Here is a 13,004-nt window from a genome sequence, read left to right as displayed (position 1 = left end):
CTCGGGCACCGTGAACGTGCCTGGCGCGGTATCGACGGCGCTCGCCATGACTCTGGCGCGGGCCGACGCCCTGGCCGCTGCAGCTCTGGACTCCATGTCGGTGTCGGGTCCGGGTGAGGCCGAGGCCGCGTGCGGGCCGCGGCCGGGGGACCGGATGGCCGCCCACGTGTTGGAGGCGCTCGCCGCCGCCGGAGTTCCCGCCGCACTCTCGGGAGCTCCGGTGCGTCGCGTCCAGGGGATCGTTTCCTTCGTTTTCCCCGGTCTGCATGCCGAAGCCGTGCTGCTCGAACTCGGCCGACGAGGAGTGCTCGCCTCCTCCGGTTCCGCCTGTTCCGCCGGTTCCACCGAGCCATCGGCTGTGCTCACCGCGATGGGATATCCGGGGCCCGATGCCCTGGGTGCGCTTCGGTTGAGTTTCGCGCCGCACACGGCTGCCGCCGATCTGGAAACCGCGGCCGACGCGGTGGTCGAGTCCGTTCGCGCGGTCTCACGGATGGGGCTGACGTCCTGACAGTGGTTCTGCCGTCACAAGAACTGCGGTGCGTCACGTCCCAGGGGCCCCGCCCGATGCCGAGACACCGGGCTGACTCCCGCGATGTGCCCGGCAGGGCCCACGGTCTCGGCGGGGCCCCATGCGGTCTCGGTCTCCACGAGGGGTGGGAACTGCTCTGTAGCAACCGCGCCCTCCGCGTTGGGGAGGGATTGCAACAGCCGCGCCGTGCCGATGAGGGAGGCATGGATCGTGGCCGTTCTGCCGTCGAGGATCTGCCGCTGCAGGACTCGGCCGATGGCGGAGGCCAGCAGCCAGCCGGTCGCGTGGTCCAGCGCCGCAGTGCGCTTGCCCGCAGTGGTCACTGGCACCAGGGGTGCCACCTCGGCAAAGCCCGGAGGGTCGATGCGCAGCACGTCCGCTCCCATCGACGCGAGGAAGCCGGTGCACACCGGGCCGGCGATGACCCTGGTCAGGTCCAGGACCTTCAGCCCGTCGAACGGCAAGCTCACGGCGCCGGCCGGCCCTGGTCTTTCGCTGCTGTCCACCCATCGCGTGGAGGCCACGGGGGCATCTCTGGTTGCTGCCCCGGCCGAGGATGCCAGCCATGTCGAATCCGAATGGAGCGCCGCGGCAGCGCCGCCCGCGCCGACCACTGCCGTCTCCAGGGCCTCCGCACCCCAGTCGGCCACGCGGGCGGCCACTGCCGTTCGGTCATGGGCGTCGAGTACCTCTTCAACGGCTCGGCGGTGGTAGGCGTAGTTCGTGTGCAGCTTGATCCATCCATCGGCGCACCGGTAGTTCCCGGCGATCTCGTCCCAGGCGGCCGGCCGCTCCCAGCCGATCGGGGTGAAGAGTCTCTCGGTTGCGAATGCCGCACAGGCGCCCCTGGAATCCACGCTGACCGAGGCGAAACCGGCGGAGGCTCGGCGCGCAGCCAGCACGCGGGACGCAGCCAGGTGCGCGCTCGCCACGGCAGCGGTGGCCAGTCCGGTGACGTCGAACGGGCACGGCAGGACGGTGCGTGGACCGCTCATCCGGATGCGGGCAGGCTCGCCGTCATCCAGGGCGATACTGTCTCTCACGGCACCCCAGACGAGCTGCAGCACCGGGGCGAAGGGCTCAAACATGCGGCTCAGTATCCGCCTGGCTCCCACAGGGCACAAGCCATCCCACGACGCCCCGACCCGGACAACGATATCCACAGGGCGGAGACGGCTTTCTGGTCGGGCGCCGAGTCGTCGCGTACATTTCGGCCATGAGATCCCTGCTGTCCGGCCTCGCGGCTACCGGCGTCACCGGCGTGGTCGCGTGCGTATTGCTCGGGGCAGCATGCCTGGCGTTCCTCTACTTCGGTGCCCGCCTGGCGTTGGCCGATGCCCGGGAACACCAGCTTCCGGACAGGTTCACTCTGCCCTTGAACGCGGTGGTGTTGGGGTGTCTGACAGTAGCCTGTCTGGTCCTCGCCGACTGGGGCAGGTTGGGGCGCGCGTGGGCCTGCGCAGCACTGGCCTTGGCGTTGTTCCTGGCGGTGCACCTGGCCAGCCCGGCCACCATGGGATTCGGAGATGTGAAGCTGGTCCCGGCGCTGGGCGGGATCACCGGTGTGCTCTCCTGGGGCCACCCGATAGTCGCGCTGGTCCTGACGCTCGTCGTGGCAGGAATTCACGCGGCCGTGGTCATGATCCGCACCAGGAATCCGAGGGCACACATCGCCTTTGGGCCCGCTCTCTTACTGGGGACTCTCGCCGCGCTGTGCCTTTGAACGGTTGGCGCTCGCTGATGGTCGGCGAACGAGTTACCAACACTTAAGGGGCTAAGTGTTGGTAAGGGCGGGTGGTCCCAACACGTACGGGTTCACGAGAACAGGGCACCCAAGGCCACCTGCACGGCGTCCTCCACATGCGTGGAGCGCTCCTGCGAGGTCATCTCCTCGGAACGGAAGAGGTGGTCGGACACCGTGCACACGGCCAGCGCCTCCACCCCTTCGGCAGCAGCAAGACCGTAGAGGGCGGCAGCCTCCATCTCCACCGCCAGGGTCCCGTGCTGCTTCAGTGCCTGCGTGACCTCGGGACGGTCGGCGTAGAAGAGATCGGAACTGAACAGCGGACCAACGTGGTGCTTGATCCGCTCCGCACGGGCCATACCGACCGCTCCCTCCAGCAGAGGGAACGCGGGGACGTGGGAGTAGTGCACACCAGGCACCCGGGTGGCCGCGATCGCGGAATCCGTGTGGGCCGCGTTGCCGATGATGATGTCTCCCAACTGGACCTTGTCGGCAATCCCGCCCACGGTGCCAACACGCACGATCCGCTTGGCTCCGTAGAAGCGGATCAGCTCGGTTGCATAGATCGACAGAGACGGCATGCCCATGCCGGAGGCCATGACGGAGACATCCATTCCGTCCACCTTGCCTGTCCAGCCCTCGATTCCGCGCACATCGGTCACCAGATGCGGGCGGGTGAAGAAGGTTTTGGCGATCACCCTGGTTCGCTGGGGGTCTCCCGGCATGAGGACGAGGGCTGCGAAATCGCCGGGTTCGGCTGCGATATGGGGCGTGGACATGGCGTCCAGTATCTCAAATATGACGCTGTCCTGTCTCCTTGAACCAGGCAATCAACGGTGTTGACAGCTACTTCTCAGTAACCGCGTCTCGGCCCGTCCCGTCTCGGTTCGGTCTCGCCAGGGCACCAGTGCGAATCCACCCTCCGCCATGCGTCCGGAGCATGACAGAGTTGGACCATGACCACGCCAGACTTCGTCCTCGCGCTGCGCTCCAAGATCGGCCACGACCCGCTATGGATGCCGGGAGTGAAGGGGGTGGTGCTGCGGCCCGCTCCTGCGAGTGCGGCAGGCGCCGAACGCGACGTGGCTGCGGAGGTGCTGCTGGTCCGTCGGGCGGACAACGGATGCTGGACCGTCCCGGCCGGGATCCTGGAACCGGGGGAGGAACCGGCCGACGGCATCACGCGGGAGGTGCTGGAGGAGACCGGCGTCAGCGCCCGTGTCACCCGGCTGGTCGGGGTGCAGACCACGCAGCCCACCACCTACCCCAACGGGGATCACGCCCAGTATCTGGACGTCATCATGGCCCTGGACCCGCTGCCGGGTAGCGGAGAGGCACGGGTCAACGACGACGAGAACCTCGAGGTGGCTTGGCGCAGCATCGACGACCTGGCCGATGTCCCCCCGCTCCACGTGCGCGCGGTGCGCTGGGCCGCGGATCAGGATCCGCGCTTCGCCGTCGGCGGGAGGGACTGTGGTGCCACCTCGTCGGGCTGGTTCGTGGAGGGTGGCCGCGAGCGCCAGGGCTGATGTGCTCAGGCGTGCTCCACCGAGTCCAGGTGGCGCTGAACGGCCTGAGCGGTCTTCTCGCTGGAGGAGTCGATCCAGCGCACCATGTCCTCCAGGGCCGCGACCTGCCGGGCGAAGCGCTGGGTACTGCGCTCCGCCCTGGGTGCGGCGGCCAGCTCCTCGGCCTGGCGCAGGGCCATGGCCTGGGCTCGGGTGCGGATGCGGTGCCGTTCCGCTTCCACCGAGCCCGCATCGGATTCCGCTTCCGGCCCTCCCCGAACGGCCAGCAGCATGTTCAGGCTGTCCTCGTCCTCGCGCGAGAACCGGGCAAGCAGGTCCGCGCGCGTCCTTTCCAAGGTCGCATCCGACGCTCTTCTCCGACGGCCGCTGGCACCGAGCGCCAACCATGGTTTGGTGTTCAACCACAACACGAGCGTGATCACCGCGATGAGGGCGGTGGTGGTGCCGAGGGTGACCGCCACTCTGGTGGAGGGAGCCGTGATCCACAACGGACGTCCGTGGGTCTCCGCCAGCTTCGGCAGGAGTGTCTCCAAGAGTTCAGATCCGAGGCCCCGTCCCTCGGCCGTGTCGGAGGCGCGAGGCGAGATCCCCTCACCGCCGTCGCTCTGAGAGGCATACGCCGGACCCCATCCCCACGCAGCAAGTCGGTAGTAGACGTAACTGAGGCCCGAGCCGTGGCTCCGGCCTTCCTCGTCGGCTTGGGGCGATGAGGAGACCTGACGCAGGCCCATGACGACGGCCTCGGGCATCAGATCGCCGGTTCTGGGGTCCAAGAGCTCGGGGTTCTCCCTGACCGCCGTCCGCACCAGCTGCCGGGCGGTCACGGCTTGCACCGCGTCCGGGACGCTGGGGACCGGCACGTTCAGGTCACGCTCACGCCGCTCCTCCTCCTTGTCCCGTTCCCGACCCTCTGAGTAGGACGTCAGTGGTTTCACCCGATCCTGACCGAGGTCTGCAGGCAACTCGACGACCACCAGCTTGATCGGACGATACGAGGTGACAGGGTCGTAGACGCCCTTGTAGCCATCCTTGAGTACGTCGTTGAAGTCGGGATCGAGTTCGTTCTCGAAGACCGCGGAGTTGTAGTTCTCATTCTCGGGAATGGTCGTGAACGCGGATACCAGGGTGGGGTGTTCCGTCCGTTCATATTCTTCCAACCAGGTCGGCGTGGAACCGACGATGCTGCCGAGCACCAGGCCTGCCACGACGCAGGCGCAGGCCACGGCGGCGGGAGCCGTCCAGAGCTCTCGCAAGGAGCCGTAGCGGCGACCCGCCGCGTGCTTGGAGGCCGAACGGCGACCGGACTCTGCCCGGGCCTGCCTGGCGTTCTGTGACACCGACTTTCGTGAGCCGGGCACCAGAATCACGTCATCCGCCCATGACCTGAATCCCTGGGCCGTCATGACTCCTCTGCGCTGCACACCGCCCAACGCCTGCCGCACCAACGGCCGCTGAGCCATCCCCGGTTCCGAACGCAGCCGAACACCTTGCGCGTGGGAAGCCTTGCGCAGGTCCTTCGGCAGGTCACGGCGGGGCTGGACGTTGCGCACCTTGGTCAGGCCGGCCACCAACTCGGCGAGGACCTCATCAACCAGCATGGTCAGCCGGACCAGTTCTTGGAGATCCTCGGTGACGATGGAGCCGGTGCCGGTCATCCGTCTGGCTCCCAAGCCCAGGACGTCCTCGCGGACCTGGCTCAAGGTCTCGACGGCCGTTCTGGCGGACTTGATGCGGGTTCCACGGATGCGCTTCAACGCGGACTCGACGGTGGCTTGGGACTCCAACAACGGGCGTGCCTCGAGGTCCCACACCGAAGACGTGGGGTGCATCAGCAGGGCTGCTTGACCACAGAGGGCGTTCACCTCCCGCGAGAAGGCGGTGCTGTGGTCCTGGAACCGGGTGATCCGGGCGGCTTGTTCCTTGGTGAAGACAGTGTCGGCGTGCCAGGACTGAAGCTCGTCCTGTTCGCGGACCAGCTCGAGGATTCGCCCCGGTAGCCGCCGTAACTGCTTGGCCAGTTCCGCGGCTGTGTCCGCATCCGAGTGCAACATCTCCAGCTGCGCCGCCGTCAGTTCCACCTCATCCAGGCGGATCAGGGCGGCGGAGAGGGCCTTGGCCCCGTGGGCGATCTGCTCCTCGAGGCCGGTCTGCCTGCGCCACTGCCGCTGATGTCGGAAGCCGAGGACGAAGGCGGTGAGCAGGAAAGCCAGGAACAAGCCGCCCCATAGCAGTGGTGATCGATGCAAGGACAGGCTCTGTGCTTCCACTACTGCGGCGGCTGCCGCGGAGGGTTGCCCGGCGCCTTGTCCGGACAGAGCCGCGTCGGTGGCGGCCTGCTGGATCATGTGGTGGGCGGAGTCCTCATCGATGCCATCGGAACTCAGCAGCGGGAAGCGCAGCAGGTCAGGGGCCACCTCGGTCACCGGCATCCCGGCTTCCTGCCGTATGGTCACGAGCCCAGGACCCGGGTTCTGGCACTGTTCCGCCTCCTCCAGGCCGCAGACCCTGAGGGTGAACGGCGCGTACGCCCTCAGGCCGTCCATCGAAGCGAGCACTTGGCTCTCGGTCACGTCCGCACCTCGGACCTGGACGGAGATGTCAGACCTTGCGGTGAACAACACCAGTCCGGCCACCGCTGCGACCGCTGCCAGCAGGAGGGAACACAGTGCGGCCCAGGGCCACCTGCGCAGGCGACGGCGGGAGGCGGAGCGGGGCATGAATCTACTCTGCACCCGACGTAACACGGTTACAAAAAAGGTTGAGTGCCGCCCGTCGCGGAATCCTTCGGGACTCGCGACGGACGGCACTCAACCTGGTGAGGGGAAACTACCCGATCAGTACTTGCCGGTCATGGTGGTGACGTCCAGGGCCTTGTCGAGGTCTGCCTCGGGGACCTGGCCCTCGCCCTCACCGACGAAGCCGAGCTTGACGGTGGCCTCGCGGATGGTCAGGCCCTCCTTCACGGCGGTCTTGGCGATCTTGGCCGCATTCTCGTAACCGATGAACTTGTTCAGCGGGGTCACGATGGAGGGGGAGGCCTCAGCCAGGAAGCGGGCGCGATCCTCGTGAGCCACGATGCCGTCCACCATCTTGTCCGCCATGACGCGGGAGACGTTGGCCAGCAGGCGGATGGATTCGAGCAGGTTGGCGGCCATGACCGGGATGCCCACGTTCAGCTCGAAGGCACCGTTGGTGGAGGACAGCGCGATCGTGGCGTCGTTGCCGACCACCTGGGCTGCGACCTGGATCGCGGCCTCGCAGATCACCGGGTTGACCTTGCCGGGCATGATGGAGGAACCGGGCTGCAGGTCGGGCAGACCGATCTCGCCGAGGCCGGTGTTGGGGCCGGAACCCATCCAGCGCAGGTCGTTGCTGATCTTCATGATGGAGTAGGCGATGCCGCGCAGCTGGCCGGACGCCTCGATGAGACCGTCACGGTTGGCCTGGGCCTCGAAGTGGTTGCGGGCCTCGGTGATGGGCAGCGCGGTGTCGGAAGCGAGCTCCGCGATGACCTTCTGCGGGAAGCCGTCCGGGGTGTTGATGCCGGTGCCCACGGCGGTGCCGCCCAGGGGGACCTCGGCCACGCGGGGCAGGGAAGCCTCGATGCGTTCGATGCCGTAACGCACCTGGGCCTCGTAGCCGGAGAACTCCTGGCCGAGCGTCACGGGTGTGGCGTCCATCAGGTGAGTACGCCCGGACTTCACGATGGTCTTGAACTCCTCCGCCTTGCGGGAGAAGGAAGCGGCCAAGTAGGTCAGGGCCGGGACCAGGTCGTTGATGAGGGCGTTGGTCGCCGCCACGTGGACGGAGGTCGGGAAGACGTCGTTGGAGGACTGGGAGGCGTTGACGTGGTCGTTGGGGTGGACCTCGGTCTCGGAGCCTGCAGCCTTCAGCGCGTTGGTCGCCAGAGTGGCCAGGACCTCGTTCATGTTCATGTTGGAGGAGGTACCTGAACCGGTCTGGAAGACATCGATCGGGAAGTGATCGTCGTACTTGCCCTCGGCGACCTCGTCAGCGGCGGCAACGATGGCCTGCGAGCGTTCGGCATCGAGGACGCCGAGCTCAGCGTTGGCGATCGCAGCGGCACGCTTGACCTTGGCCAGCGCACGGATGTGCTGGTGCTCAAGGGTCTTACCGGAGATCGGGAAGTTCTCAACGGCCCGCTGCGTCTGCGCGCGGTACAGGGCGTTGATCGGGACGAGGACCTCGCCCATGGTGTCGTGTTCTGTACGGAATTCCGTGGAGTCAGCCATGATTCACATGGTAGCCGTCGCGCGCGCAGGGTTACGTACTCGTGTCCCGCGTAGCGGGATCCACAAGGTACGACGGCGGTACTCGCCTACCGCTGGTCGGCGAGTACCGCCGTCGGGCACCGGATCAGGAGGGAAGGCCCTCCATGAACGCGATCAGGGCGTTGTTGACCTGGTCGGCGTGCGTGACGCCCAGGCCGTGCGGGGCGCCGGGAACCAACACCAGCGATGAGCCGTCCAGCATCGCGTGCGTGCGCTCGCCGGAATACTCGAACGGCACGATCGCATCGGAGTCGCCGTGGATGACCAGGCCGGGGACGTCCACGGTGGCCACGTCGGCGCGGAAGTCGGTGGTGGAGAAGGCCTCCTGGCAGCCCGCCACCGCCTCCTGCCGCGCGGTGTGGGCCCAGGCCTGAGCCTGTTCCAGTGTGGCCTGGTCAACCAGTAACCGTCCGTCCACCGAGAAGAAGTTGGTGGCGACGCCGTCCACCACCGCTGCGACATCGTCGCGGATCGCGGCGTTGTCGCCGCGCCAGGCCTCCTCCGTGACGGGGCCGCCCGGGTTGTCGTCCGTGTGCAACAGGTACGGAGTGGCCGAGGCCAGGAAGACCACACCGCGCAGGCGGTCGGTGCCGTGGGTGCCGACGTAGCGTGCCACCTCGCCGCCGCCCATGGACCAACCGACCAAGGTGACGTTGGTGAGGTTAAGCGCCTCGATGATGCCATTGAGGTGCTGAACCAGGCGGTCGTAGTCGTAGACGCCGTCATTGGGGGCGCCGGACTCGCCGAAGCCGGCGCGGTCGTAGGCCACCACACGGTGCCCGGCCTTGGTCAGGGCAGCGATCTGGTGCTCCCAGATCTCGATGCGCTGAGGCCACGGATGGATCAGCACCACCGGTGAGCCTGTACCTCCGGTATCGAGAACGCGGAGGGCAACGGCGGCACCGCCGTCCGGGACGGTGAGTGTGGAGTACTCGGTCATGTGATCCCCTCGAAGACGTAGGACGTGTGTGGATCAGTCCAACACAGTGACGGCGCCGGTGGCCAGGTCGTAGACGGCGCCGACGATCTTCAGCTTGCCCGCGCTCTCGGCGTCGTGCAGCACGGGGGAGAGGTCCCGCAACCGTTCCACGGTGCGACGGGAGTGTTCGGCGACGGCCTCGTTGACCGTGGTGCCGCCCTTCTCACGGGAGGAGATCACGGACGGCAGGATGCGTTCCACGAGGGCGCCGACGTTGGCGCCGGGGGTCTCGCCCGTGTCCAGCGAGTGCTGGGCGGCGGTGACGGCGCCGCAGGAGGTGTGGCCAAGCACCAGCACCAACGGAACTCCGAGCTCGGCCACCGCGAATTCGATGGAACCGATGACCGTCTCGCCGAGGGTATGGCCGGCGGTGCGGATGGCGAAGACGTCGCCGTAGCCCGCGTCGAGGGCGTATTCCATGGGTACACGGGAATCGGAGCAGCCCACCACGGCGGCGAAGGGATCCTGGCCCTGGGCCAGCTGCGAGCGGGTGTCGGTATCGGTATTGGGGCGGGATGGCTGCCCCGCCTGTGCGCGGAGGGCGCCCTCGACGATGGTGGAGAGCGCCTGTTCCGGAGTCAGAGTCGTGGTCATATCCTCAAGGATAGGCCCGCTCAGCCGACGGGGTCGGCCTTGGCCTCGGCCTTCTGCACCAGGTCGGCGGTCTTCTTCAAGAACGCATCGTCGCCTTGGTCCCCGGTGAGGATGAACGTGTACCCGTCCAGCGAGGTGGTGAGCACGGTCTTCTCGGCCGAGGAGCCCGGCTGCGTACGGACCTGCCAGTTGGTGGAATCCACGGTGACGGACTCACCCGTGGGGACGGAACCGTCCGTGGCGAGTGCGATCCAGGAGGCATTCGCCTTTTCCGCCTGCATCATCTGGACGTAGTGTTCCTCGCCGTCCAGCTTGCCCACGATCCCGAGTTCCCAGTAACCGACCCCGTCGGCCGCGCCCGCGTTCCACTGGGCCTTGTTGGCGTAGAAGTCCTTGGGGAAGTCAGGGGCCACGGCCTTGAATCCCTGAACCGTCACGGTCTGTTGCGCGATCTCCTGGGCGTCGATCCGTTTCTCGTAGGTCTCCTTGGTGCTGCCCGGGTTCAGGAAGATGATCGGCAACACCACGGCGAAGGTCAACAGAACCGAGATGATCATGCCCTTGATGGTCTGATTCATCCGCTTCAGCTGGCCCTGCGTCAGGGGCGCCTTGAACCCCGGCTCTCCCGGCAGTGGAGCGCGGCCCGCTTGCTGCGGCTCTGCGCCCTGCGACTGTGGGGCGGCGTTCCCCGGCTGCTGCGCAGCGGAGTCGGCAACCGGTTCGGGGGAGGACACGGATTCGTTCTCAGGCACCAGCCCATTGTTCCGCATCCGACTGTGAACGGCTAACCGGGTAGCGCACGTCACCTCTGTACGGTGCGGCGCACGAGGCGCCTAGAATGACCTTGCATGGCGTGGACGCCGATGAGTGGCTGCCCACGTCTCCCCGCTGAAGCGACCTCAAGGATTTCACGTGAGCGACGAACACGATTACTCCCACCTTTCCCCCCGACTGTCCGTGAGCGAAGCCGAGCCGGACCGGAACCTGGCCATGGAATTGGTGCGTGTCACCGAGGTCGCCTCCATCGCGTCGGGCCCATGGGTGGGTCTGGGAGACAAGAACTCCGCGGACGGTGCCGCCGTGGACGCCATGCGCGCCATGCTGCACTCCGTGAACTTCAACGGTGTGGTGGTCATCGGTGAGGGCGAGAAGGACGAGGCGCCCATGCTCTTCAACGGTGAGCATGTGGGCACCGGTGAGGGCCCTGAGGTGGACATCGCCGTTGACCCCATCGACGGCACCCGCCTGACCGCACTGGGCTTCAACAACGCCCTGTCCGTGCTGGCCGTGGCCGAGCGCGGCTCCATGTTCGATCCCTCCGCCGTGTTCTACATGGAGAAGCTCGTCACAGGACCGGAGGCCGCCGACTTCGTGGACCTGCGCCTGCCGGTGAAACAGAACATCCAGCTGATCGCCAAGGCCCTGGGCAAGCGCGTCTCCCAGGTCACCGTCGCCGTGCTCGACCGTCCCCGTCACGAGGGCCTCATCCAGGAGATCCGCGACGCCGGTGCCCGCACCAAGCTGATCCTGGACGGTGACGTGGCAGGTGCCATCGCCGCCGCCCGCCCCGACTCCGGCATCGATGCGCTCTTCGGCATCGGTGGCACGCCTGAGGGCATCGTCACCGCCTGCGCCATCCGCGCTCTGGGTGGCGTCATCCAGGGCCGCCTGTGGCCCAAGGACGACGACGAGAAGCAGCGCGCCATCGACGCCGGCCACGAGCTCGGCAAGGTCCTCACCACCACGGACCTGGTCACCTCCGACAATTGCTACTTCGCCGCCACCGGCATCACCGACGGCGACCTGTTGCGCGGCGTCCGCTACCGCGGGGACAAGATCCTGACGCAGTCGCTCGTGATGCGTTCCAAGTCCGGCACCGTCCGCACGGTCGAGGCCGAGCACCACGCCTCCAAGTGGGAGGCCTTCACCCGCTGATCTGACTGGCGGCTCCGGCGCGCGTGAGCGCGCCGTGTGAATGCCGTGTGAATGCCCGACGGCGCGGTACCCGACTCAAGTCGGGTACCGCGCCGTCGGGCATTATTGCGTTGCGCGGGTCCAGGCTAGAGGCCCGTCTGGTCCACGTAGGCGCCCAGGTCCGTCACCGCGATGTAGGCGTCCACATCGATGCTGCCCTGTGCCATGACCGGTTCGTCGGAGGCCGGCACGAAGGCCGTGTCCCCGCGTTCCAGCCGGAGTTGGCTGCCGTCCTCAGCCGTCAGCGTGAGGCTGCCGTCCACCACCAGGACCTCCGCCGGACCGTCGCCGGGTAACCGGACCGGGGCCTCCGTGTGGGTGAGCCGGGCCAGATCGAACTCGTCGAAGCCCGAGAGGTAGAGCTGAAGCCCAGGAACGGGGTCGAAGGGCATCACCCGGCGCGGGGTCACGGCGCAGAAATCCACGATCTTCAGCAACTCCGGGACATCGACGTGCTTGCGGGTCAGACCGCCACGCAGCACGTTGTCGGAATTGGCCATGATCTCCACGCCGACGCCCTCGAGGTAGGCATGGATGTTGCCGGCGGGCAGACTCATGGCCTCACCAGGGGCGAGTCTCACCAAGTTCAACAGCAGGGCGAGCAGCACGCCGGTGTCGCCCGGGTGCGTTCGGGCCAAGCGCGGCAGCAGTGGCAGGGCAGCATCGATACGGCCGGGATGCTCGGCGGAAGAGCCTGCCGCAACGGCCAGGATGAGTGCCTCGATCCTGTCCGGCCCCAACACGGCCAGTCTCTTGACATCGGGGTCGTCGGAGAGCAGTGCCGTGGTGGCCTCGCGCAGCCCGGCTGCCGCGTCCTGGTTCTCCAACGCCTCGGCCACGCGCACTGCGGCGGCAGAGGCCCCCGGCTCGGAGACCTCAGCGGCGAGCCACCTGAAGGCCTGTGCCGACTCCGCCGGGTCCCGGAACCCGGAGAGCGCATCGAACGGGGTCAACGCCAGGATCATCTCGGGCTTGTGCTGGTCGTCCTTGTAATTCCTGGTGGGGGAGTCCGGCGCAGGCCCCTGGGCCTCTTCGCGAGCGTATCCCGCGGCTGCCTGGGCCCGGGTGGGGTGAACCTGAAGCGACAACGGTTCTGCTGCGGCCAAGACCTTCATGAGATAGGGCAGGCGGCCGCCTCTGGCCGCTACAGCGGGACCGAGCGCGGCGCGCGGATCCGCGGCGATGGCCTCGGTCAGGGGCATCCCGGAGGAGACGAGCAACGACGGGGCGGAAGGATGCGCGCCGACCCACAGCTCCGCCTGGGGCTCCCCGGTCGGTTCAGCGCCGACCAGGTTCGGGATGGCGGTGGTGGAACCCCATGCATACGTGCGTACGGCAGAAATAAGCTTGTCCATGGTCC

12 protein-coding genes are annotated in these 13,004 nt (G+C 67.5%); 4 read left to right on the top strand and 8 right to left on the bottom strand.

What is annotated here, in order from left to right:
* A partial coding sequence (locus Q0A15_RS01710; protein WP_291277811.1) for an aminotransferase class V-fold PLP-dependent enzyme occupies nucleotides 1–511 on the top strand: 511 nt, incomplete at its 5' end.
* 14 nt (nucleotides 512–525) lie between these two features.
* Here the strand turns inward: Q0A15_RS01710 and Q0A15_RS01705 are convergent.
* A complete protein-coding gene (locus Q0A15_RS01705) occupies nucleotides 526–1,620 on the bottom strand; it encodes a CoA transferase (protein WP_291277810.1) in 1,095 nt (364 codons plus the stop codon).
* Nucleotides 1,621–1,748: 128 nt separating this feature from the next.
* Between Q0A15_RS01705 and Q0A15_RS01700 the strand changes: the two genes are divergently transcribed.
* Nucleotides 1,749–2,255 (top strand): prepilin peptidase, encoded by a 507-nt coding sequence (locus Q0A15_RS01700; protein ID WP_291277809.1) that lies wholly within the window; start codon nucleotides 1,749–1,751, stop codon nucleotides 2,253–2,255.
* A 92-nt stretch (nucleotides 2,256–2,347) separates the two neighbouring features.
* Here Q0A15_RS01700 and deoD read toward each other — a convergent pair whose 3' ends face one another.
* A complete protein-coding gene (gene deoD / locus Q0A15_RS01695; RefSeq protein ID WP_291277808.1) occupies nucleotides 2,348–3,055 on the bottom strand; it encodes a purine-nucleoside phosphorylase in 708 nt (235 codons plus the stop codon).
* 177 nt (nucleotides 3,056–3,232) lie between these two features.
* Here deoD and Q0A15_RS01690 point away from each other — a divergent pair, with 177 nt between their 5' ends.
* Nucleotides 3,233–3,805: an NUDIX domain-containing protein gene (locus Q0A15_RS01690; protein ID WP_291277807.1), complete on the top strand. Its 573-nt coding sequence runs from the start codon at nucleotides 3,233–3,235 to the stop codon at nucleotides 3,803–3,805.
* Between the two features lie 5 nt (nucleotides 3,806–3,810).
* Here the strand turns inward: Q0A15_RS01690 and Q0A15_RS01685 are convergent, their stop codons facing one another.
* The 5 genes from Q0A15_RS01685 to Q0A15_RS01665 form a co-directional block, all read right to left on the bottom strand.
* Nucleotides 3,811–6,522 carry a hypothetical protein gene (locus Q0A15_RS01685; RefSeq protein WP_291277806.1) on the bottom strand — a complete coding sequence of 904 codons (2,712 nt, stop codon included), beginning with the start codon at nucleotides 6,520–6,522 and terminating at the stop codon, nucleotides 3,811–3,813.
* A gap of 117 nt (nucleotides 6,523–6,639) precedes the next feature.
* Entirely contained in the window at nucleotides 6,640–8,058 is a 1,419-nt protein-coding gene (locus tag Q0A15_RS01680) for a class II fumarate hydratase (RefSeq protein ID WP_291277805.1), read from the bottom strand.
* A 124-nt stretch (nucleotides 8,059–8,182) separates the two neighbouring features.
* Nucleotides 8,183–9,037 (bottom strand): alpha/beta hydrolase, encoded by an 855-nt coding sequence (locus tag Q0A15_RS01675; RefSeq protein WP_291277804.1) that lies wholly within the window; start codon nucleotides 9,035–9,037, stop codon nucleotides 8,183–8,185.
* Between the two features lie 33 nt (nucleotides 9,038–9,070).
* Nucleotides 9,071–9,670, bottom strand: coding sequence for a carbonic anhydrase (locus Q0A15_RS01670; RefSeq protein ID WP_291277803.1), 600 nt, complete (start codon nucleotides 9,668–9,670; stop codon nucleotides 9,071–9,073).
* 20 nt (nucleotides 9,671–9,690) lie between these two features.
* Entirely contained in the window at nucleotides 9,691–10,422 is a 732-nt protein-coding gene (locus Q0A15_RS01665; protein ID WP_291277802.1) for a DUF4245 family protein, read from the bottom strand.
* Nucleotides 10,423–10,582: 160 nt separating this feature from the next.
* Between Q0A15_RS01665 and glpX the strand changes: the two genes are divergently transcribed.
* Nucleotides 10,583–11,605 (top strand): class II fructose-bisphosphatase, encoded by a 1,023-nt coding sequence (gene glpX / locus Q0A15_RS01660; protein WP_291277801.1) that lies wholly within the window; start codon nucleotides 10,583–10,585, stop codon nucleotides 11,603–11,605.
* A gap of 125 nt (nucleotides 11,606–11,730) precedes the next feature.
* Here the strand turns inward: glpX and manA are convergent, their stop codons facing one another.
* The gene (manA, locus tag Q0A15_RS01655; protein WP_291277800.1) at nucleotides 11,731–12,999 is read right to left on the bottom strand and encodes a mannose-6-phosphate isomerase, class I; all 1,269 of its coding nucleotides are present in this window, start codon (nucleotides 12,997–12,999) and stop codon (nucleotides 11,731–11,733) included.
* Between the last annotated feature and the right edge of the window lie 5 nt (nucleotides 13,000–13,004).

Origin of the sequence: Galactobacter sp., from assembly GCF_022712295.1 — a bacterium.
Lineage (GTDB): Bacteria > Actinomycetota > Actinomycetes > Actinomycetales > Micrococcaceae > Galactobacter.
This window is presented reverse-complemented; position numbering and strand designations above follow the sequence as displayed.